The organism is Paenibacillus pasadenensis DSM 19293, assembly GCF_000422485.1.
Lineage (GTDB): Bacteria > Bacillota > Bacilli > Paenibacillales > Paenibacillaceae > Paenibacillus_O > Paenibacillus_O pasadenensis.
This window is the reverse complement of record NZ_KE383861.1, coordinates 1-22,243: the sequence shown is the minus strand read 5'-3', so window position 1 is coordinate 22,243 and position 22,243 is coordinate 1. Positions and strand designations below refer to the sequence as shown.

The 22,243-nt window shown below is 64.1% G+C and carries 19 protein-coding genes, 1 rRNA gene, 1 other RNA gene and 1 pseudogene; 21 read left to right on the top strand and 1 reads right to left on the bottom strand.

The window, feature by feature from the left end:
• The first annotated feature begins 237 nt into the window (after positions 1 to 237).
• From speE to argS, 6 genes are all read left to right on the top strand, one after another.
• The gene (speE, locus tag H582_RS0124445) at positions 238 to 1,065 is read left to right on the top strand and encodes a polyamine aminopropyltransferase (protein WP_028600642.1); all 828 of its coding nucleotides are present in this window, start codon (positions 238 to 240) and stop codon (positions 1,063 to 1,065) included.
• Positions 1,066 to 1,935: an agmatinase gene (gene speB / locus H582_RS0124440; RefSeq protein WP_028600641.1), complete on the top strand. Its 870-nt coding sequence runs from the start codon at positions 1,066 to 1,068 to the stop codon at positions 1,933 to 1,935.
• 128 nt (positions 1,936 to 2,063) lie between these two features.
• Entirely contained in the window at positions 2,064 to 2,327 is a 264-nt protein-coding gene (locus tag H582_RS29480) for a DUF7667 family protein (RefSeq protein WP_028600640.1), read from the top strand.
• Positions 2,328 to 2,374: 47 nt separating this feature from the next.
• A complete protein-coding gene (locus H582_RS0124430) occupies positions 2,375 to 2,905 on the top strand; it encodes a DNA-deoxyinosine glycosylase (protein ID WP_028600639.1) in 531 nt (176 codons plus the stop codon).
• A 1,429-nt stretch (positions 2,906 to 4,334) separates the two neighbouring features.
• Positions 4,335 to 4,883 carry a YwiB family protein gene (locus H582_RS30570; protein ID WP_052333637.1) on the top strand — a complete coding sequence of 183 codons (549 nt, stop codon included), beginning with the start codon at positions 4,335 to 4,337 and terminating at the stop codon, positions 4,881 to 4,883.
• A complete protein-coding gene (gene argS, locus H582_RS0124420; protein WP_028600638.1) occupies positions 4,880 to 6,556 on the top strand; it encodes an arginine--tRNA ligase in 1,677 nt (558 codons plus the stop codon). The genes H582_RS30570 and argS overlap by 4 nt, the downstream gene beginning before the upstream one ends.
• A 44-nt stretch (positions 6,557 to 6,600) precedes the next feature.
• Here argS and H582_RS0124415 read toward each other — a convergent pair whose 3' ends face one another.
• On the bottom strand, positions 6,601 to 7,719 hold the full coding sequence (locus H582_RS0124415; RefSeq protein WP_373864138.1) for a S8 family peptidase: 1,119 nt from the start codon (positions 7,717 to 7,719) through the stop codon (positions 6,601 to 6,603).
• 400 nt (positions 7,720 to 8,119) lie between these two features.
• On the opposite strand from H582_RS0124415, the gene rpoE reads away from it, so the two are divergent.
• From rpoE to H582_RS0124345, 15 genes and pseudogenes are all read left to right on the top strand, one after another.
• Positions 8,120 to 8,674 carry a DNA-directed RNA polymerase subunit delta gene (gene rpoE / locus H582_RS0124410; protein ID WP_028600636.1) on the top strand — a complete coding sequence of 185 codons (555 nt, stop codon included), beginning with the start codon at positions 8,120 to 8,122 and terminating at the stop codon, positions 8,672 to 8,674.
• Positions 8,675 to 9,041: 367 nt separating this feature from the next.
• Entirely contained in the window at positions 9,042 to 10,643 is a 1,602-nt protein-coding gene (locus H582_RS0124405) for a CTP synthase (protein ID WP_028600635.1), read from the top strand.
• A 229-nt stretch (positions 10,644 to 10,872) separates the two neighbouring features.
• Positions 10,873 to 11,274 (top strand): response regulator, encoded by a 402-nt coding sequence (locus tag H582_RS0124400; protein ID WP_028600634.1) that lies wholly within the window; start codon positions 10,873 to 10,875, stop codon positions 11,272 to 11,274.
• 203 nt (positions 11,275 to 11,477) lie between these two features.
• Positions 11,478 to 12,731, top strand: a complete 1,254-nt coding sequence (locus H582_RS0124395) for a UDP-N-acetylglucosamine 1-carboxyvinyltransferase (protein WP_028600633.1) — start codon at positions 11,478 to 11,480, stop codon at positions 12,729 to 12,731.
• 342 nt (positions 12,732 to 13,073) lie between these two features.
• A pseudogene (gene rho / locus H582_RS29470) lies at positions 13,074 to 14,358 on the top strand (transcription termination factor Rho); the annotation flags it as partial.
• A gap of 997 nt (positions 14,359 to 15,355) precedes the next feature.
• A complete protein-coding gene (locus H582_RS0124385) occupies positions 15,356 to 16,612 on the top strand; it encodes a radical SAM family protein (RefSeq protein WP_028600632.1) in 1,257 nt (418 codons plus the stop codon).
• Between the two features lie 106 nt (positions 16,613 to 16,718).
• Positions 16,719 to 16,916, top strand: a complete 198-nt coding sequence (gene rpmE / locus H582_RS0124380) for a 50S ribosomal protein L31 (protein WP_021882051.1) — start codon at positions 16,719 to 16,721, stop codon at positions 16,914 to 16,916.
• 77 nt (positions 16,917 to 16,993) lie between these two features.
• The gene (locus H582_RS0124375; protein WP_028600631.1) at positions 16,994 to 17,407 is read left to right on the top strand and encodes a hypothetical protein; all 414 of its coding nucleotides are present in this window, start codon (positions 16,994 to 16,996) and stop codon (positions 17,405 to 17,407) included.
• 147 nt (positions 17,408 to 17,554) lie between these two features.
• Positions 17,555 to 17,820, top strand: an RNA gene (ffs, locus tag H582_RS31495) — signal recognition particle sRNA large type.
• 304 nt (positions 17,821 to 18,124) lie between these two features.
• Complete coding sequence (dnaX, locus tag H582_RS0124370) at positions 18,125 to 19,903, top strand: DNA polymerase III subunit gamma/tau (RefSeq protein WP_028600630.1); 1,779 nt, start codon at positions 18,125 to 18,127, stop codon at positions 19,901 to 19,903.
• Positions 19,904 to 19,980: 77 nt separating this feature from the next.
• Entirely contained in the window at positions 19,981 to 20,292 is a 312-nt protein-coding gene (locus H582_RS0124365; RefSeq protein WP_028600629.1) for a YbaB/EbfC family nucleoid-associated protein, read from the top strand.
• 122 nt (positions 20,293 to 20,414) lie between these two features.
• Positions 20,415 to 21,011 carry a recombination mediator RecR gene (gene recR / locus H582_RS0124360; RefSeq protein ID WP_028600628.1) on the top strand — a complete coding sequence of 199 codons (597 nt, stop codon included), beginning with the start codon at positions 20,415 to 20,417 and terminating at the stop codon, positions 21,009 to 21,011.
• 180 nt (positions 21,012 to 21,191) lie between these two features.
• Positions 21,192 to 21,482 (top strand): YaaL family protein, encoded by a 291-nt coding sequence (locus tag H582_RS0124355; protein WP_052333636.1) that lies wholly within the window; start codon positions 21,192 to 21,194, stop codon positions 21,480 to 21,482.
• Complete coding sequence (locus H582_RS0124350; RefSeq protein ID WP_028600626.1) at positions 21,479 to 21,742, top strand: pro-sigmaK processing inhibitor BofA family protein; 264 nt, start codon at positions 21,479 to 21,481, stop codon at positions 21,740 to 21,742. Before H582_RS0124355 ends, H582_RS0124350 begins: the two co-directional genes overlap by 4 nt.
• Before the next feature lie 211 nt (positions 21,743 to 21,953).
• Positions 21,954 to 22,243 (top strand): 16S ribosomal RNA (locus H582_RS0124345); the annotation flags it as partial.

The following is a 22,243-nucleotide window of genomic DNA, read 5'->3' as shown; positions in this document are numbered from 1 at the left end:
GCAGCCTTTCGAATGGGAGAAATGTATGCGTAAGAGCCTTCGGGGGCATCCCTGCGCTTCGAGTTCTCGCGCCTGAATATATCTGGTATCCGATATAGATTCTGGCCGCTCCGCCGCGCACGCCTTCGTCCGAGGACGAAGGAGCGTGCCGCTTGGGCCAGCCGGCAGGCCGGGGCGGTCTTCCGATGGACGGGTTTCCCGTCCCCAAACCTGAAGAAGAAAGAAGGGACTCTTACCATGGAATTGTGGTATACCGAGAAACAGACCGAGTCGTACGGCATCACCGCCAAAGTAAAGGAAACCTACGTCCACGAGCAGACGGACTTCCAGCAGCTCGCCATGATCGAGACCGAGGAGTTCGGCACGATGCTCGTGCTCGACGGCATGGTCATGACGACCGACAAGGACGAGTTTGTCTATCATGAGATGGTCGCCCACCCGGCGCTCAACACGCATCCGAACCCGGAGCAGGTGCTCGTCGTCGGCGGCGGAGACGGCGGCGTCGTGCGCGAGATCCTCAAGCATGAGAAGGTCAAGCGCGTCGTGCTCGTCGACATCGACGGCAAGGTCATCGAATACTCCAAGAAGTATCTGCCGAACATCGCATCCGGCCTGGACGACGCGCGCGTCGAGGTGCATGTGAACGACGGCTTCATGCATATCCACGACCACAAGAACGAATACGACGTCATCATGGTCGACTCCACCGAGCCGGTCGGCCCGGCGGCCAACCTGTTCACGCGCGGCTTCTACCAGGGCATCTACGAGGCGCTCAAGGAAGACGGCCTGTTCGTGGCGCAGACGGACAACCCTTGGTTCAAGGCCGACCTCATCCAGAGCGTCAACCGCGACGTCAAGGAAGTGTTCCCGGTCGTGCGCGTGTTCTGGGCCAACGTGCCGACGTATCCGTCCGGCCTCTGGACGTTCACGATGGGCTCCAAGCAGCATGATCCGCTCGCGGTCGACGAGACGGCGATTCCGGAGCGCGAGACGAAGTACTACACGCCGCGCCTGCACAAGGCCGCGTTCGTGCTGCCGAAGTTCGTCGAGGATCTGGTGAAATAAATGAAAATCGACCAGAAATACTCCGGCAACGTCTTCATCCTGAGCTCCGAGAACTATGAAGCGTCGCGCGCCGTCATCTACGGCATGCCGATGGACTTCACCGTGAGCTTCCGTCCCGGCTCCCGCTTCGGCCCGGCCCGCGTCCGCGAGGTGTCGATCGGCCTCGAGGAGTACAGCCCGTACCTCGACCGCAGCCTCGAGGACATCGAGTACTTCGACGCCGGCGACCTGCTGCTGCCGTTCGGCAACGCGGCCCGCTCGCTCGACATCATCGGCGAGTTCGTCGCCGGCGTGCTGGCGGACGGCAAGATGCCGGTCGGCATCGGCGGCGAGCATCTCGTCAGCTGGCCGATCTTCCAGGAGGTCTACAAGAAGTACCCGGACCTCGCGATCATCCACTTCGACGCCCACGCGGACCTGCGCGAATCGTACGAAGGCGAGCCGCTGTCCCACTCGACGCCGCTGCGCAAGGCGGCCGGCCTGATCGGCGGCCAGAACGTCTACCAGTTCGGCATCCGCTCCGGCTCCCGCGAGGAGTGGCAGTTCGCCCGCGAGAACATCAACTTCCACCCGTTCGAGGTGCTCGAGCCGCTCAAGAAGGCGCTGCCGGAGCTGGAAGGACGTCCGGTCTACCTGACGATCGACATCGACGTGCTGGATCCGTCGGCCGCGCCGGGCACCGGCACCGCCGAAGCGGGCGGCATTACGAGCAAGGAGCTGCTCGAAGCGGTGCACGCGATCGCGCGCTCCGGCGTGAACGTCGTCGGCTGCGATCTCGTGGAGGTCGCGCCGGCCTACGACCCGACGGAGCAGACGCAGATCGTCGCTTCCAAGGTCATTCGCGAGATGCTGCTCGGCTTCATCAAGTAAAGGGCTTTTTCGTTCCCCGCCGCTTCCTTTGGAAGGGCGGGGATTTTTCGCTTTCGGCGGCGCCGGCTGCTTGAACCTCTTCTTCTTTGGCCATACTGGCTGATAGAATCCAAGGAGGTGCTTGAAACATGGGACTGCTGCCGATTCATGAGCATCTGGCGGAGCTGTGGACGATCCGCGAGCGCCGCGCGCTGACGGACGAGGAGCAAGCGGACTTCGAGCATTGCCTGGCGGTGAACGCCTCGCATTGCCGGCGTCTGGCCAATCTGTACAATATGTCGCTGCTGGCGTCGATGACCGACGATACGGAGTGGCATCACGAAATCTGCGGCAAGATCGAGAAGCTCGACGGCACGCCGCCGGCCTTCCGGGGCAAGAACGGCCAGATATAGAGCTGGCGCCGGCCCGTCTCGACTTGCCGTCCCGAGGAGGGATCCGCTTGTCGGAGCCGACCAAAGTCTACTCGTTCCCGCCGCTCATCGAGCCGGGGGCGACCGTGCTCGTGCTGGGCAGCATGCCCGGCGTCAAGTCGCTGCAGGCGCAGCGCTACTATGCGAACGACCGCAATTTTCTATGGCGCATCCTGTACGCCCTGTCCGGCCGCGAGCCGGACGAGACGTACGAGGAGCGCGTCCGCTACGCCGCCCGCATCGGCGTCGGCATGTGGGACATGATCGGCTCATGCGTCCGGCCGGGCAGCCTCGACATGAATATCCGCGACGCGGAGCCGAACGATCTGCCGGAACTGGTCGAGGCGCATCCGACGCTGCGTGCGCTCGCCTTCAACGGCACGAAGTCGCATTCGATCTATGTGAAGCATTTCAAGGACCATCCGGCTCTGGCGGGCCTCGATCTGCTGCGGATGCCGTCGACGAGCCCCGTGCCGACTCCGGCGATGCGCACGCTGGAGGACCGGCTGCAGGTGTGGGAGGGGCTGAAGCCGTACTTGCGGATTCCCGCCGGGAGCTAGCCTTCACGAGGAGGCTGCCCTCCGGCAGCCAGCCTCCCAGGAGGCTTCCCTCCACGCCGCCTTGCTGTCTTTGCAGCTAGGGCGGCTTTTTGGCATTCGTTCGTCAAGTCGCGCACGGCGATGCATGGCCTTGCCGGGATGGCAGTACGAACGAGGGAGCCCGGCGCGCCCTGATCGGGCCACGAGCGCGAATCGGAAGCATGAGGGAACTCAAACTTCCCTGGTCGAGCCGACGAGCGCGATTCAGACGCATGAGGGAACTCAAAGTTCCCTGATCAAGCCAGCGAGCGCGAATCGGGCACACGAGGGAACTCAAAGTTCCCTGATCGAGCCACGAGCGCGAATCGGACGCATGAGGGAACTCAAAGTTCCCTGATCGAGCCAGCGAGCGCAAAGCGGACACATGAGGGAACTCAAACTTCCCTGGTCGTGCCAACGAGCGCGATTCAGACGCATGAGGGAACTCAAAGTTCCCTGATCGAGCCGACGAGCGCGAATCGGACGCACGAGGGAACTCAAAGTTCCCTGATCGAGCCGACAAGCGCGAATCGGACGCATGAGGGAACTCAAAGTTCCCTGATCGAGCCGGCGAGCGCGAATCGGACGGATGAGGGAACTCAAAGTTCCCTGATCGGACCAACGAGCGCGATTCAGACGCATGAGGGAACTCAAAGTTCCCTGATCGAGCCAGCGAGTGCGATCCGGGCACATGAGGGAACTAAAAGTTCCCTGATCGGACCAACGAGCGCGAAACGGACACATGAGGGAACTCAAAGTTCCCTGATCGAGCCGACGAGCGCAATTCAGACCCATGAGGGAACTCAAAGTTCCCTGGTCGAGCCAACGAGCGCGAATCGGATGCACGAGGGAACTCAAAATTCCCTGGTCGAGCCAACGAGTGCGAATCGGACGCATGAGGGAACTCAAAGTTCCCTGGTCGAGCCGACGAGCGCGAATCGGACGCATGAGGGAACTCAAACTTCCCTGATCGGGCCAACGAGCGCAATTCAGACCCATGAGGGAACTCAAAGTTCCCTGGTCGGGCCAACGAGCGCGAAACGGACACATGAGGGAACTCAAAGTTCCCTGATCGAGCCAGCGAGCGCGAATCGGACGCATGAGGGAACTCAAAGTTCCCTGGTCGAGCCAACAGGCGCGAATCGGACGCATGAGGGAACTCAAAGTTCCCTGATCGAGCCGGCTATTCGGGCTTGGCCTTGTCGCCTCTTGCCGGGTTTCCTCCCCGAGCGGCGCCCTTTCAAGAATCGCTGCTTCGCCGCGCGCGGCGAGCGGCCGGCCCGCTGTCCGGCTGCCCGAGGAGCGGCCGGCCCGCTGGAGCTTTCGCGGCGGACAATCATTGAAACTTTCGCCCGCCATGTATATAGTAAATAGGAACAATCGACAGGAAGCGCCAAAGGAGGAGAACGCCATGGAACGGAACGATCGAGCCCCCGCCAAGCCGGATCGCCACGCGGACAGCGCCGGCCCCGCTGGATCGGCCGGCCGGGCCGGCGGCTCTGCCGAGGGGGGGCCGGTCGCCCGGCCCGGTCCCGGCAAGCTTGCCGTCGACATCGCCGTCAGCAGCATGCAGGACGGCAAGCGCGCGCCCGCCGCGCGCCACCAGGGCGAGCTCATCCCCAAGGGGCGTTCTCTTTACCTGCGGTACGAGGAGCGGGACGAGCTGCACGGCGTCGTGCGCACGACGCTTCGCTGGAACGGCGAGGAGCTGACGCTCACGCGGCGCGGCGGTGTGGAGTCCGACCAGACGTTCGCGGCCGGGCAGTCTCGCGGCGGGCGCTATGCGTCGCCGCATCTGTCGTTCCCGCTCGTCACCGAGACCGAGGAGCTGGCGGCATCTTCCCCCGGCGAGGGGCTGCTGCCGCTGACGCTGTCGTGGACGTACCGGCTGCGCATCGAAGACGAGTCAAGCGGCCGCTTCCAACTGCGGCTTACGATACAGGAGGCTAATCAATCATGAGTCAGAACGTGCTGGAGCAAGTCTATACCGCCATCCGCGAGGGCATCGCCGATGCCGTCGTCGCCGCCGGCCTGGCGCCCCGCGAGGAGCTGCCGGTATTCGTGCTGGAGGTGCCCCGCGACAAGTCGCACGGCGACCTCGCGACGAACGCCGCGATGCAGCTGACCAAGCTCGCCCGCAAAAACCCGCGCCAGATCGCCGAGGCGATCCTGGAGCATCTGGACAAAGGCAAGGCGTCCATCCTGTCGGCGGAAATCGCCGGACCGGGCTTCATCAACTTCCGCCTGGACCGCGCGTATCTGTATCCGGTCGTCGGCCAGGTCGAGGCCGCCGGCGAGAACTACGGACGCGGCGCCGCCACCGGCAAGCGCGTGGAGGTCGAGTTCGTCAGCGCCAACCCGACCGGCAGCCTGCACCTGGGCCATGCCCGCGGCGCGGCCGTCGGCGACGCGCTGTGCAACGTGCTCGACTTCGCGGGCAACGAAGTGACGCGCGAGTACTACATCAACGACGCCGGCGCGCAGGTGAACAACCTCGCGAGGTCGATCGAGGCGCGCTACCGCCAGCAGCTCGGCCAGCAGGCGGAGCTGCCGGAGGACGGCTACCACGGCGAGGACATCGTCGGCTTCGCCAAGGAGCTGGCCGCGGAGAAGGGCGACGGCCTGCTCTCGCTGACGGACGAAGAGCGCTTCGCGTTCTTCAAGGCGTACGGCCTCGAGCGCGAGCTCGGCAAGATCAAGCGCGACCTCGAGCGCTTCCGCGTGCCGTTCGACCTGTGGTACAGCGAGACGTCCCTTTACGAAAAGGGACTCGTCGTCCAGGCGCTCGACGCGCTGCGCGAGAAGGGCCAGGTGTACGAGGAAGAAGGCGCGACGTGGCTGAACACGACCGCCTACGGCGACGACAAGAACCGCGTCCTCATCAAGAACGACGGCTCCTATACGTACCTGACGCCGGACATCGCCTACCACCGCGACAAGTACGGCCGCGGCTACGATACGATGATCAACATCTGGGGCGCGGACCATCACGGCTACATCCCGCGCATGAAGGCCGCCATGGAGGCGCTCGGCAACGATCCGGACAAGCTTGTCGTGCTGATCGCCCAGATGGTCAGCCTGTTCCAGAACGGCGAGAAGGTCAAGATGTCCAAGCGCACCGGAAAAGCCGTCACGATGGAGGATCTGATGGACGAGGTCGGCGTCGACGCGATCCGCTACTTCTTCACGATGCGCAGCATGGACTCGCATCTGGACTTCGACATGGACCTGGCCGTCTCCACCTCCAACGAGAACCCGGTCTACTACGTGCAGTACGCCCACGCGCGCATCTGCAGCATCCTGCGCCAGGCCGAGGAGCAGGGCGTCAGCCGGCTGCCGCTGGAGCAGGTCGAGCTCTCGCGCCTGACGAGCGAGCATGAATACGACCTGCTGCTCAAGCTCGCCGAGTATCCGCAGGAGATCCGCCAGGCGGCCGAGCAGCATGCGCCGCATCGCCTCGTGCGCTATGTGTACGAGTTGGCATCGCAGCTGCACAGCTACTATCGCGCGGAGCGCGCCATCACCGAGGATGCGGCGCAGACGCAGGCGCGCCTCGCCCTGCTGGCGGCCGTCCGCACCGTCATCGCCAGCGCGCTGCGCCTCATCGGCGTATCCGCGCCGGAGCGCATGTAGCCGCCAGCGTTTCTTCCCCGCCAAAAGGAAAGCCGCCGAAGCCATCAGGCCTCGGCGGCTTTCATCATTTTCAGGACGTCGAGCTCGCCCGGGGTGCGCCCTTCCTTCGCTCCGCGAAGCGGCACCATCGAGCGCTTGAGGATCGCACGGATCTCGCCCGGATCGAGCCCGGGCTGATGGGCCAGCAGCAGCGCCACCGCGCCGCTCACATGCGAGGTCGCCATCGACGTGCCGCTCATCTCGTGGTATTTGCCCTTCAGCCAGGCCGAATGGATCCGGTCGCCCGGGGCATAAATGTCGATGTAGGGGCCGCGGTTGCTGAACGCCGCGATGCGGCGCAGCCGGTTCGTCGCGCCGACCGAGATCGTCTGCGGATAGCGGGCCGGGTAGTCGACCGAGCGCCGGCGGCCGTCGTTGCCCGAGGAAGCGATGATGACGACGCCGGCGTTCGTGGCGTTGATGACGGCGTTGTGCAGCGACTTGCTGCGCGACTTCATGCCGAAGCTCATGTTGATGATGTTCATGCCGCTGCGGACGCACCACTCGATGCCGAGGATGATGTCCGACACATAGGCGCTGCCGTTCTGGTCGAACGCCTTGACGGGATAGACGATGGAGCGCGGGGCGACGCCGATCATGCCGCCCGGCTGGTTGGCCGCGGCGATCGTGCCCGCGATATGGGTGCCGTGCCCGTTGTCGTCATGGGGCAGCTGGCCGCGGTCGATCAGGTTGATGCCGCGGCCGAGCGAGGCTTTGAGATCGGGATGGCTGTGGTCGACGCCGGTGTCGATGACGCCGATCTTGATCCGGTGGCCCGTCGTCCGGTTCCAGGCGAGCGGGGCGCGGATCTGCTGCACGCCCCAGGGCAGGCCTTTTTCGGGCATCGTCTTGGGCAGGCCGGACGCTTTCATCGTAATCCGGCGGTCCTCCTCGGCCATGACGCCGGCGGTCGGAGGGGGCAGAGGCTGCCGGGCGGGCAGCGCCACGCTGACCGCCTGGACGAGAGGCAAGGGAACGAGCCGTTCAGACGGAAGAAGGGCTTCGCCGCAAGCATGCAGGAAGACCCGGTAGTCGTCGGGATGGCGGAAGGTAAGCATGAGCCGTTTTGCCGGAGAGCCGGCGGAGGCGGGGAGGTCGCGCAGCCAGCGGAGCAGATGATCCAAGATGAAGTCCCTCCTGACGGACAATGCTTGGATAGTGTATGAGGGGCCGCCCTCCGCCCGATAGAGCCATCGGCCCGTTTTGCGGCAATTTGGGCCGCGGCTCGTGTCAATCGCCCTCCGCTCTTCATACAATGCAAGTAAGAGTCGTCGGACTCTTGCAGCCGGGAATCCGCCGCTCCTTTTCGGAAAGGCGCTCCAGGCGGAAGGATACAGTCAGGAGCGAAGGGGGAGCCCTTCGTTCTTCCTTTATGAGGCCGCGTGTCCCTTTTGGAAGCGGACAAGCTGCTCGAGGAGCGCCTTGATTTTTTGAGGCAAATAGGTTTTACTAAAGGTTGACTGTGGACAAGATGGAACCGTAATGAGCTGCGTACGATTATCCGAGAGGATGTGTCTGGATTAGATGAGCACGAACCTGTCCCAAAAATTCGATGCGGAGCGGCTGCGCGAGATGCCGATGGTCGATCTGGCCTTCGAAGTGCTGAAAGCGGCCAATACGCCCTACTATTATCGCGACTTGATGAAAGAGATCGCCAAGTACCGCGGCCTGACGGAAGAGGAAGTCAACAACGTCATCGCCCAGGTCTACACGGAGATCAACATCGACGGCCGCTTCGCCTGCGTCGGCTCCAACACCTGGGGCCTGAAGCGCTGGTATCCGGTCGAGAAGAACGAGGATCCGATCACGAACGCCAAGCGTCCGCGCATCATCAACGACGATGACGATCTCGAGGACGAGGAGCCGTTCGAGGCGGAGGAGGAAGACACCTACGCCGAGGGCGAGGAGGACTTCGACCTATTCGACGAGGACCGCGAGTTCGACGAGAGCGAAGAGGACGACGCCGAGGCGGTCGACGAGACGATCGAAGAGGACGACGCCGAGGCCGAGGAATCCGACGACGAGGACGAGGAAGACTTCGAGGACGAGGACTCCGACGAAGAGCAAGGCGGCAAGTAAGGTATCTTCGGTTCCCGCCGGCTGGCGGCGGGCCGTTTCGAGGCCCCGTTTTCGGGGCCTTTTACCATTCGAGGGGCCTTTCGCAAAGGTCCGGCTTGTCCTTGACAGGGCGGATTGCGGTGAGATAAACTATTGCATGGGCTTTTTGAAGCTTTTAGTGAAACCATCATCAGCTCAAGGCTGCTTCGCGCTCATTCCGACAGGAAGCCGCGGAGCGTTATGCCTGCATATTTGCATGGGTGATCGTAGAAAGTGCCCCCTTTATATGGGTGACACTTTTTTTGTTTTTATATGGGGTCCGCGCCATGTTTCAGGGCCGGCCTGGGCAACCTTTAACTAACCATAGGAGCATGGAGGGTATTCAACAGTGACGAAATATATCTTTGTAACGGGCGGTGTGGTGTCGTCTCTCGGCAAAGGCATCACCGCGGCTTCGCTCGGCAGGCTGCTCAAGAACCGCGGCCTGAAGGTTACGATCCAGAAGTTCGATCCGTACATCAACGTGGATCCGGGGACGATGAGCCCGTACCAGCACGGAGAAGTTTTTGTCACGGACGACGGGGCGGAGACGGATCTCGACCTCGGCCACTATGAGCGCTTCATCGACATCAACCTGTCCAAAAACAGCAACGTGACGACCGGCAAGATCTATTCGTCCGTCATCACCAAGGAGCGCCGCGGCGAATACCTCGGCGGCACGGTCCAGGTCATCCCGCATATTACGAACGAGATCAAGGAACGCGTCTTCCGCGCCGGCCGCGAAGCCGGCTCCGACGTCGTCATCACGGAGATCGGCGGCACGGTCGGCGACATCGAGAGCCTGCCGTTCCTCGAGGCGATCCGCCAGATCAAGAGCGACATCGGCCGCGACAACGTCATGTACGTGCATGTGACGCTGATCCCGTACATCAAGGCCGCCGGCGAGGTGAAGACCAAGCCGACCCAGCATAGCGTCAAGGAGCTGCGCAGCATCGGCATCCAGCCGAACGTCATCGTCTGCCGGACCGAGAAAGCGATCTCCGAGGACCTGAAAAACAAGCTGGCGCTGTTCTGCGACATCGATCCGAACGCCGTCGTCGAATGCCGCGACGCGTCCACGCTGTACGAGGTGCCGCTCATGCTCCAGGAGCAGGGCCTCGACCAGTACGTCGTCGACCATCTCAAGCTGCAGGCTCCGCAAGCCGACATGGCCGAGTGGACGAAGCTGGTCGACCGCGTCAAGAACCTGAAGCGCAAGACCGAGATCGCCATCGTCGGCAAGTACGTGGCGCTGCATGACGCCTACCTCAGCATCGTCGAGTCGCTCGCTCATGCGGGCATCGAGGCCGACTCCGAAGTGAGCATCCGCTGGGTCGACGCCGAGGAGCTCTCCGACGCCAACGCGGCCGAGACGCTCGCCGGCGTGAACGGCATCCTCGTGCCGGGCGGCTTCGGCGACCGCGGCATCGAGGGCAAGGTGGCGGCGATCCGCTACGCCCGCGAGAGCCGCACGCCGTTCTTCGGCATTTGCCTCGGCATGCAGGTAGCGGTCATCGAGTATGCGCGCAACGTGCTCGGCCTGACCGGGGCCAACAGCTCCGAGATCAACCCGACGACGCCGTATCCGGTCATCGACCTGCTGCCGGAGCAAAAGGATATCGAGGATCTCGGCGGCACGATGCGCCTTGGCCTCTATCCGTGCAAGCTGGCCGAAGGCTCGCTCGCCGCGCGCGAGTACGACGACGAGCTCGTCTACGAGCGCCATCGTCACCGGTATGAGTTCAACAACGAGTACCGCGAGCAAGTGGAGCAGGCAGGCCTGCGCATCTCCGGCACCTCGCCGGACGGACGCCTCGTCGAAATGGTCGAGCTGCCGGAGCACCCGTGGTTCCTGGCCGTCCAGTTCCATCCGGAATTCACCTCTCGCCCGAACCGCCCGCAGGCGCTGTTCCGCGGCTTCGTCAACGCCTCCCTCCAGCTGTCCGAGTAGTCGGCGCAGGAGCCCGGCTCCCTCTTATTTGGCCGTCTGGCATCGCCTTTCGCGATGCTGGCGGCTTTTTTCCAATTTAGAGAAGGAGATAGAAGGGGCAGGGCGAATATAGGGGGTGGGCAAAATCCGAAAGCCGTTGCCTTACCGTCTCATCGCCGCAGACGCCAACGATCCGACACATAGAGCAGCTAGATCTGTCGAAGAGAGAACCTAACGGGAGGTAGAGAAGTTGGACAAGAAGAAGGTACTCATCGTGGATGACCAGAACGGAATCCGCGTGCTGCTAATGGAGGTATTTACGAGCGAGGGATATACGACCTTTCAGGCTTCCAACGGCAAGCTGGCCCTGGAGATCGTCCGCAACGAAAGTCCGGATCTGGTCCTGCTGGACATGAAGATTCCCGGCATGGACGGACTGGAGATCCTCAAGCATGTCAAGACGATCGACCGCAGCATCAAGGTGATCATGATGACGGCTTACGGCGAGCTGGACATGATCAAGGAAGCGACCGATCTCGGCGCGGTCATGCACTTCACCAAGCCGTTCGACATCGACGAGATGAGGCTCGCGGTCAACATGCAGCTGCGCCGCGACGACGAGAACAACAGCAAATACGCGATCGGGTCCTGAGCAGCAGGGCCTGTTTTTATGCCCGGACAAGTATGATATAATAGCCCAGAATGACCCGCTTCATTGGACTGAACCAACCACAAACGATGAGCGCGCGCCCTTGCAGCTGCATTGCCGGCGCGCGCTGCGTTGTTTTCAGCTGCAGGGCGTCGCGCGTCAGCGCGCGGCGCGGCCTGCTTCTTCCCGGGGAGGATACAGCATTAATGGAGAAACTAATGGTTCGCGGCGGACGTCCGCTGCGAGGCACGGTGCAGATCAGCGGTGCCAAGAACAGCGCGGTCGCGCTGCTGCCCGCCGCCATTCTGGCGGAATCTGAAGTCGTTCTGGACAACCTGCCGCAGCTGAGCGACGTGGCGGTGTACGGGGAGATCCTGGAGCAGCTCGGGGCCGGCGTATCCTGGAGCGGCGACACGATGCGGATCGATCCTTCCCGCCTGCGGTCGGCGCCGATGCCGGACGGCAAGGTGAAGCTGCTGCGGGCTTCCTATTATTTGATGGGAGCGCTGCTCGGCCGCTTCGGCGAAGCGGTCATCGGCCTGCCCGGCGGATGCAACTTCGAGCCTCGTCCGATCGACCAGCATATCAAGGGCTTCGAGGCGCTCGGCGCGGAAGTGTCCAACGAGCACGGCTCGATCCGCATCTTCGCCCGCGAGCTGCGCGGCGCCAAGATCTACCTGGACGTCGTCAGCGTCGGAGCGACGATCAACATCATGCTGGCCGCCTCCAGGGCCAAGGGCGTCACGACGATCGAGAACGCGGCCAAGGAGCCTGAAATCATAGATGTAGCGACGCTGCTCAACGCTATGGGAGCCCGCATCAAGGGCGCCGGCACGGAGACGATCCGGATCGAGGGCGTGGAGGCGATGCACGGCTGCCGCCACTCCATCATCCCGGACCGCATCCAGGCCGGGACCTACATGATCGCGGCCGCCGCGACCCGCGGCGACGTCGTCATCGACGGCGTCATCCCCAAGCATATGGAAGCGATGAGCGCCAAGCTCGTGGAGATGGGCGTGCAGGTGATCGAGATGGACGAGTCCATCCGCATCGTCGGCGCGCCGGCCTATGAGCCGATCGACGTGCGGGCGCTCGTCTATCCCGGCTTCGCGACAGACCTGCAGTCGCCGATGACGAGCCTGCTCACGCAAGCTTCCGGCGTCAGCATCCTGACGGATTACGTCTACAGCAACCGGTTCAAGCATGTGCCGGAGCTCGTGCGCATGGGCGCGGGCATCCGCGTGGAGGGGCGCTCGGCGATCATCGAGGGCGGCCCGCTCAACGCGGCCAAGGTGCGCGCCGCCGACCTGCGCGCCGGAGCGGCGCTTGTCGTCGCCGGACTGACCGTGCCCGAGGGCGTCACCGAAATTACCGGCGTCGAGTACATCGACCGCGGCTACGACAATTTGGTCGAGAACCTGCGGCGGCTCGGCGCCGACGTATGGCGGGAGCAGGAGTAAGCCGCCTGCCTTCTATCCGCGCCGGCACCGGCTGCGGATGAGGCCTTTTGCTTGAACCGCCCGAGGCGGCGGCCGCGAGCCGCGCCTGCCTTCGGCTTGCCTATCTCTATCCAGACGTCGACTGGCCCGCTCCCGCGGGCCAGGGCGCTTTCTTTTCCCCTGCACCCGCCTTCAAGCCCTCTTCCAGACCTTCCTAGAGCTAATGCGATTCCTCTGCCATCCTGATTCGAAGGTTAGGGCGAAGCCCGCCCGGACACAATAAGAGAATCGAAGTCATAGATTCGGATCGTCCCGACATGAGGTAAGGATTAAGGTGCGAAAACTGAATAAAGTGGTGAGATCATGAGCGAATTTCAGATCGCCGATCTGGAAGCAATGTCATTGAATGATCTGTACAAGCTCGCCAAGCAGTTCGAGGTGCCGAGCTTCAACCAGATGAAGAAGAAAGAGCTGGTCTTCGCCGTCCTGCGGGCGCAGGCGGAGCGCGGAGGGCTGCTGTTCATGCAGGGCGTGTTGGACATCCTGCCGGAAGGCTTCGGCTTCCTCCGTCCGATCAACTATTTGCCGAGCAACGAGGACATCTACATCTCGTCGTCCCAGATCCGCCGGTTCGACCTGCGCAGCGGCGACCTCGTCTCCGGCAAATGCCGTCCTCCGAAAGAAAACGAACGTTATTTCGGCTTGCTGCAAGTGAACGCCGTCAACGGCATGAGTCCGGAAACGGCAGCCGACCGCCTACATTTCCCGGCGCTGACCCCCCTTTTCCCACAAAAGAAGCTCGTCCTGGAAACGACCCCGCATCGCTTGTCGGCCCGCATCATGGATCTGCTCGCGCCCGTCGGCCTCGGCCAGCGGGGGCTGATCGTCGCGCCGCCGAAGGCGGGCAAGACGCTGCTGCTCAAGGAGATCGCCAACAGCATCTCCGAGAACAACCCGGAGATCGAGCTGTTCGTGCTGCTCATCGACGAGCGTCCGGAGGAAGTGACCGACATGCAGCGCTCCGTGCGGGGCGAGGTCGTGGCGTCGACGTTCGACGAGCTGCCGGAAAACCATATCAAGGTGGCGGAGCTCGTGCTGGAGCGGGCGCTGCGCATGGTCGAGCATAAAAAGGATGTCGTCATCCTGCTCGACAGCATCACCCGCTTGGCGCGCGCCTACAACCTCGTCATCCCGCCGTCCGGGCGGACGCTCAGCGGCGGCATCGATCCGGCGGCGTTCCACCGGCCGAAGCGCTTCTTCGGCTCGGCGCGCAACATCGAGGAAGGCGGCAGCCTGACGATCCTCGCCACGGCGCTGATCGACACCGGCTCGCGCATGGACGACATCATCTACGAGGAGTTCAAAGGGACCGGCAACATGGAGCTGCACCTGGACCGCAAGCTCGCCGAGCGCCGGATCTTCCCGGCTCTCGACATCCGCCGCTCCGGCACGCGCCGCGAGGATCTGCTGCTGAGCAAGGAGGAGCTGGACAAGATCTGGGTCATCCGCAAGAACATGAACGACTCGATGGAGTTTGTCGACAACTTCCTCAAGAAGCTCGGCGAGTCCAAGACGAACGCGGAATTCCTGACGACGCTGGAGTCCAAGAACGGCCAGCGGCCGAGCCAGTCTTCCGCAGGCGGCAGCGGCTCCGGCGGACAAGCTCCGGGCACGCCGGCCGGCGGCAGCCCGATCGTTTCCAACACGTCCGCTTACCGCAACCATGGCGCGACGGGACAAGGCTACCGCAGCTACGCTTCCGGGAGCGGCGGAACGGCTGCTGGCAGCGGCAATGGCGCGGCCAGCTCTTCCGCCGGCGGCTTCTCCAACAGCTCGGCCCGCTCCGAGAGCGGCTACGCCAGCCGGGGCGAGACCGGCAGCTACGGCGCATCGCGGCCGAGCGCTTCCGCCGGCGGCTCCTACGCGGGCCGCAGCGGCACGGGCGCTCGTCCGGGCGCAGCATCGCGTCCGGGCGCGTCCGGCGCTCGTCCGGCCGCGTCGGCAGCCGGCGCGCGCGCGGGCGGGTACAGCCCGGCGCAGCGTCCGGGCGCAGGCGCCGCTCCGCAGCCGGAGCAGCCGGCAGGCGGCGAGCGCCCGGCGGCGCGTGCCGCCGAGGCCGGCAACGCCGCGGCCGAGCCGGCTGCAGCGCTGCCGCGGGCGAGCGCAGCCGCGCCGCAGGCAGCGCCTGCGGCGGAGGCGCCGCGCGTCGCGGCCAGCGCCGGCACGCCGGCGGCGGCCGAGCCGGCTGCCGCAGCGCCGCAGCCGCGCGTGCGCGCCGCCTCGGCGCGTACGGCGGCGGCGCGAGTCGCCGCCGCGCCGGATGCCGGCGCAGCCGCGGAGGCTCCGGCCGCGCCGGCGAAGCGCACGCGCGCAGCCGCCGCGGATGCCGGCGCCAGCGCCGCGCCGCGCTCGCCGCGCGGCAGCAAGGCGGCCGCCGCATCCGCGGCCGCTCCCGATGCGCCGGCGGCCGAAGCCGCGCCGGCGAAGCGCACGCGCGCCGCATCCGCCGCGCGCGCAGCCGCACCGGCGGCCGGCGACAAGCCGGCCGCGCCGGCCCGCCGCACGACGCGCGCCAAGGCCGCGCCGACCGATACGCCGCCGGCCGAATGACCGCCGGCGCTTCGTACAGACTTTAGGAGGACATCATGAATCTTGTATATGCCGACGAACAAGGCCAATTGTTCGACCATCCCGACTGGACCGGCCTCGGCCGCGGCGGGGACATCGTCATCGAGCTGATGGAGGAGGAGCTGATTCCTCTGCCGGAGGGCGCCACGCTGGTGGGGCTGCCGGGCACGCGTCCGATCGGCATCGGCCCGAGCGGCAAGATGGAGCTGCTGCCGGGGCCGTATCAGGCGGTCGGGGCGCTGCTGCCGCAGGGCTTCACCCGCCTCGCGCTGCCGGGCTACGCCAAGTCGGACAAGACGGCCGTGCTGCCGCTGTTCGGCTATACCGCCGTCGTCTGGAAGGACGGCCGCTTCTGGGCCGCCGCCGAGCCCTGCGACGATCCCGAGCGATGGAACCCGCTGAACTGCGACCGGACCGAGCTGAACGTCAAGGTGGAGGAGCTGCTGGCCAAGTATCCGGACAACCGGCTGTACGAGCATCTGTCCCATTGCGCGCTCGGCTACGAATGCCTGACCGCTTCCAATACGTTCCTGCAGCGCTGGGAAGGAGCGGTTCCCGTCTCCTATTCCTGCAACGCCGGCTGCTTCGGCTGCATCTCCGAGCAGCCGGAGGACAGCGCGTTCCCGGCTCCGCAGACGCGCATGAACTTCAAGCCGACCGTCGACGAGGTCGTGCAGATCATGCTGGAGCAGCTGCGCACGCCGGAGTCGATCATCAGCTTCGGACAGGGCTGCGAGGGCGAGCCGTCCACGCAGGTCAAGATCATCGTCGAGGCGATCCGCCGCGTGCGCGAGCAGACCTCGATGGGCTACATCAACATCAACACCAACGCCGGCCTGACCGACTTCATGCGGGCAATCGTCGACTCGGGCCTCGATCTGATGCGCGTCAGCACGATCAGCGCGCTCGACGACCATTACAACGCCTACTACAAGCCTCGGGCCTACACGCTGAAAAATGTCGAGAGATCGCTCCGCTACGCCGCCGACCAAGGCGTCTACACGTCCATCAACTACCTCATCTTCCCGGGCGTCACCGACCGCGAGGAGGAGATGGAGGCGATGATCGAGTTCGTGCGCCGGACCGGCCTGCGGCTCATCCAGATGCGCAACCTCAACATCGACCCGGAGAGCTACCTGAACCTCATCCCCAAGGCGCGCGGAGAGATTTACGGCATGAAGCAGATGCTGGAAATCTTCCGCGAGGAGCTGCCGGATGTCGTCATCGGCTCGTACACGCATGTGCCTCCGGCCGAGCTGGCCCGCCGCCGCTGAGAGCTGCCGAAGGGCATTGCGCGGTACGGGCATGCATGATATAGTATTCAAGTATTGCGATAACTCTGGGCTCGCATGAAGCTCAGGGCAAAAGAGGTGAAAGACGATGAAAGAGGCTATTCATCCGAAATACCACGTGACAACGGCTACTTGCGCTTGCGGCAACACGTTCGAGACCGGTTCCGTAAAACCGAACCTGCGCGTGGAGATCTGCTCCGCTTGCCACCCGTTCTTCACGGGCAAGCAGAAGTTCCTGGACGCCGGCGGCCGCGTAGACCGTTTCAAAAAGAAATACGGCATCTAATCGACTTCAGCTGCCAGCCATTGGCAGTATAGAAAAACCTCCCTTCGCCATCCTATGGCCAAAGGGAGGTTTTTTGCATGCACCACATGGTTACGATCCGTCCGCTTGCCCGCCGCATCGCGCTGTCCGCCGGCGCCCTTCTGCTTGGCGCCGCCTTGCTGTCCGGCTGCGGAGGCAGCCCGAACTCCATGAAAGGCAAGAGCTACGGCCGCGACGGCCAGCTCGGCCTGACCAATACGAATCCGCATCTCATCAATACGCCGCATGCGCAGAACATCCAGCAGGACGCGAACTTTGCCGAGCAGAAGGCGAAGGAGGTCAAGGGCGTCGGCTCCGTCCGGCTCGTCATCGACGGCGCGACGATGCGCGCCTATGTGAAGCCGCGCCCCGGCATGAACTCCGCTCAGCGCGAGGAGATGCGCGCCCGCGTCCAGTCCCAGCTCGCCTTCAACATGCCTCGCTACGATGTCGTGACGGAGCTGGCGCCGTAAAGGCGGCTCCGCCGCCGCAGAAGACCCTTCGCCGCAGCGCAGGCTCCGCAGCGGCTGGCCGCTCGCTCCTTCGGCTCGGCGCCGCGCGCTTCAGGCTCGTCTCGTCCGGTTGCGCAAGCCCCGCAAATCGGCTATACTGAAACCCTGCCGTGCTAGACGGGGAGGTAGCGGTGCCCTGTAACTCGCAATCCGCTATAGCGAGGTTGAATTCCTGCCGTAGGTTATGCGTTGCAGCGTTTGGCGCCTAGGAACAGTGTTGACGGACGGGTCCTCCGCAATGGACGCTTGTGAACCCGGTCAGGTCCGGAAGGAAGCAGCCGTAAGCAAGTCCGTTCATGTGCCGGAGGGACGCCTGGCCCGAGCTGGGAGCAGGAGTGCCGGCTGGGACGCATGGATCGAGGGCAGGTGCACGGTTCTACTCGATCAATCCCGCACGCCGGGCGATTGTCTGATTCCAGACGTCGCCCGGCGTTTTTTCATGCCGTCCAGGGACAGATCGCGCTGTCGATGGAGTCGTAAGACCGCAAGCCGGGCGCCGAGCCCCGCAGCCTGTTTTCCATTGCTCGCGCGCTCATCTGCCGGCCCGCCTTCCGTCCTTGCCGCGCCTTTTGCGGATTCCTTCGGCAGAGAGCGTTTCCCTTTTGCCCGGCCGCCCGGTCATGTATAATGGAAGAACGATAACGGCCGCCATCCGGCGGCGCGAAAGGAAGCCGACCTTTGACTCATATCGCCTTGTACCGTGCCTGGCGTCCGCAGACGTTCCAGGACATGGTGGGACAACAGCATATTCGGCAGACGCTGCAGAACGCGATCCGCGAGCAGCGCATCGCGCATGCTTACTTGTTCAACGGGCCGAGGGGCACGGGCAAGACGACGGCGGCCAAAGTTTTCGCCAAAGCCGTCAACTGCGAGCGCGGACCTGCGCCCGAGCCCTGCAACGAATGCGCGGCCTGCCGAGGCATTACCTCCGGCACGGTGATGGACGTCGTGGAGATCGACGCCGCCTCCAACCGGGGCATCGACGAGATTCGGGAGATCCGCGACAGCGTGCGCTACGCGCCGTCCGAGGTGCGCTACAAGGTCTACATCATCGACGAGGTCCACATGCTCACGACGGAAGCGTTCAACGCGCTTCTGAAGACGCTCGAGGAGCCGCCGAGCCATGTCATCTTCATCCTCGCGACGACCGAGCCGCACAAGCTGCCGGCGACGATCGTCTCGCGCTGCCAGCGCTTCGACTTCCGCCAGGTGTCGCTGGAGGAGCAGATCGAGCGGCTGCGCGAGATCACGCAGGAGGAGGGCATCGAGGCCGAGCCGGAGGCGCTCGACTACATCGCCCGCCTGTCGGACGGCGGCATGCGCGACGCGATCAGCCTGCTGGAGCAGGCGGCCGCCTTCGGCGCGGAGAAGATCACGCTCGAGGGCGCGGTCGACGTCACCGGCGGCCTCGCCGCCCGCCAGTTCGCCGGCATCGCCGTCGCGGTGCGCGACTCCGACGCGGCGGCGGTGCTGCCGCTCGTCGAGGGCCTCATGCAGGCCGGCAAGAGCCCGGACAAGTGCCTCGAGAACCTGATCTACTACTTCCGCGACCTGCTCGTGCTCAAGCTCGCACCGGACAGCGCCCAGGGCATGGGGCGGCTCGCCGATCCCGCCGTCTTCCGCGACATGGCGGAGGGGTTCAGCGCGGAGCGCATCTTCCGCATGATCGACGAGCTCAACCGGTATCAAAACGAAATGCGCCACGCCGCCCACCCGCAGACGCTGTTCGAGGTCGCGCTGCTCAAGATCTGCACCCTGCCGGAGAGCGGAGCTCCCGCCGCGGGCGCGCAGCCTGCGGCGGAGCGGCGGGGGGCAGCGGCCCCCGGCCCCTCCGGCCATGAAGTCGCCGCGCTGCAGCAGCGGATCGACCAGCTCGAGCGCAAGCTCGAGCAGCTTCAGCGCAGCGGAGGCGCCGCAGTCGCGGCGGCTCCGGCCGCCGCCGCGCCGCCGCGCGGCGCTCCCGCCCGCGGCGGCGGCGGGTTCGGCCCGCGGTCCGGAGGCAGCCTCCGGACCGTCAAGCTCGATCCCTTCGTCTCCGCCGCGGGCAGCCCCGACACCGCCCAGCTGCGCGCCAAGTGGGCGGAAGTGCTCGCGCGCGTCAAGGATGCGCGCGTCACCGTCCACGCTTGGCTCGTCGACGGCGAGCCGGTCTCCTGGGCGGGCGACACGGCGCTCATCGCGTTCAAAAATACGATCCACCGCGAGACGACGGAGAAGCAGGCCAACCGCGAGCTGATCGAGCGCGTGCTGCAGGAGGCGTTCGGCAAGCCGCTGCAGCTGGCGACCGTCATGCAGAAGGATTGGCAGCAGGCGGCTTCGGAGCCGGCTGCGGAGAGCGGAGCCGAGCCGTTCGAGCTCTCCCATGATGATCCGATCGCCCCTCCGGCACGGCCGGAATGGGTGGAGGAAGCGTTCAAGATGTTCGGCGAGGACCTGGTTGAGCTCAAGAAGGAGTAAGACGCCGAAGCCTCGAACTCCAGAGGGAGAAGCCAGACCGTACGTGCAAGTCCAATTCCGGAATAGAGGTGACCGATATGAACAACATGAACCAAATGATGAAGCAAGTGAAGAAGATGCAGGAGCAGATGATGAAGGCGCAGGAGGAGCTCGAGACGAAGCAGGTCGAAGGCACGGCCGGAGGCGGCGTCGTGACTGCGGTCGTCAATGGACACAAGAAGCTCGTCAGCATCGCGATCAAGCCGGAAGCGGTCGATCCGGACGATGTCGAGATGCTGCAGGATCTCGTTCTGACCGCGGTCAACGATGCGATCACCAAAGCCGACGAGCTCGCCAACAAGGACATGAGCAAGTTCACCGGCGGCATGAAGATTCCGGGCCTGTTCTAGTCCCGATCAACGCCTAGGCGCCTCATAAGGCGCCCCCTGGGCCGCGCGAGATGCGCGCGGTGGCGGTACGGCCTCCCGATTCGCGGGGGGCCGTACCGATTTTTATGGAAGGAGCTGGGCTTTTGTATTATCCCGAACCGATCGCGAAGCTCATCGATTCCTTTACCCGGCTTCCGGGCATCGGTCCCAAGACGGCCGCGAGGCTGGCCTTCCATGTGCTCAAGATGAAGGAAGACGATGTGATCGATTTCGCCAAGGCGCTCGTCAGCGTCAAGCGCAATCTTCACTTCTGCTCGATCTGCTGCAACATTACCGATACGGATCCTTGCCGCATTTGCCAGGACAAGTCCCGAGACCCTTCCTCGATCTGCGTCGTGCAGGAGTCACGGGATCTCGTCGCCATGGAGCGGACCAAGGAGTTCAACGGCCACTACCACGTCCTGCAGGGAGCGATCTCGCCGATCGAAGGCATCGGACCGGAGGAGATCCGGATCGCGGAGCTGCTGCGGCGCCTGGAGGACGAGCGGGTGCAGGAGCTGATTCTGGCGACCAATCCTAATATCGAGGGAGAGGCGACGGCGATGTACCTGTCGCGGCTCGTTCGGCCGTTCGGCATCAAGGTCACCCGCATCGCGCACGGCTTGCCGGTGGGCGGGGATCTGGAGTATGCGGACGAGGTGACGCTGTCCAAGGCGCTGGAAGGACGGCGCGAGCTTTGAGTTTTTGAATGAGAGCGATCGGCCGGTCTTCCGGCCGGTCGCTTTTTGCTTTCGGCCCTGCTGTCCCGCGAGCGGCCGTCGAATCGCCTCTGCGGCGTTCTAAACGGCGAATCCCGTTTATAGAATGAATACAGGCAGGCAAGCAGGCGGCGAGGACAAGCCGAAAGGGGTAGGTGCGGAATGGGTGCGAGGCTATTTCAAGGCAGGCGAGTCGAGGCTCTGGCGCTGAGCGTCGAGTCCGAGCAGCCGGCGGAGATCAGCTTGGACAGGCTGCTTGACGAGATCCGGGAGGCGCATCGGGACTGGGTGAACGCGCAGTATCATTTCGAGCAGGCGACCGGCCAAGATCAGATCGATTATGCCGTCTTCGCGATCGAGGCGGCGCAGAAGCGCTATGAGATGCTGCTTCGTCAGGCGAAGCGGATCGGCGCGGTGTCGCCGGCGTGGATGAAGGGAGGGATGCCGGGATGAAATGGATCTGGCTCAGCATGCTCAGCCTCTCGTCGATTCTGCTCGTCCTGACGCTGCTGAGAGCGAAGATGTCGTGGTCGTGGTTCAGCCGATTCGCCATCCATCTGACGGCGGCTGCGGCGGGGCTGTATCTGCTCAACGGCTCCGGCTTGCTTCCCGGGGCCGAAATCCCTCTCAATCCAGCAACGATCGGTATGGCTGTCGTGCTCGGATTGCCGGGGGTCGCCGTCATGGCCGGCATTCAAGCCGTCGTTCTTTGAGACAGCCCCAATGGGGCTCTTTTTCGTTTCGGGCGAGGTCCAAAAAGAAAATCAAAAAAGTTTAAAAAAGGACTTGCATCCATCTAGGCGGGCGTGTTATATTATCCAAGTCGCCGCTGAGAGGCGGGACGGAAACAAAGCGAATTTGTTCTTTGAAAACTGAACAACGAGTGAAGCAAGTCAGCATCATAAATGAGCAAGTCGAACTACCTTTATGGAGAGTTTGATCCTGGCTCAGGACGAACGCTGGCGGCGTGCCTAATACATGCAAGTCGAGCGGATTTTGTCCTTCGGGGTGAGGTTAGCGGCGGACGGGTGAGTAACACGTAGGCAACCTGCCCTCGAGACTGGGATAACCTCCGGAAACGGATGCTAATACCAGATACGCGATCTTCCCACCTGGGGAGATCGGGAAAGACGGAGCAATCTGTTACTCGGGGATGGGCCTGCGGCGCATTAGCTAGTTGGTGAGGTAACGGCTCACCAAGGCGACGATGCGTA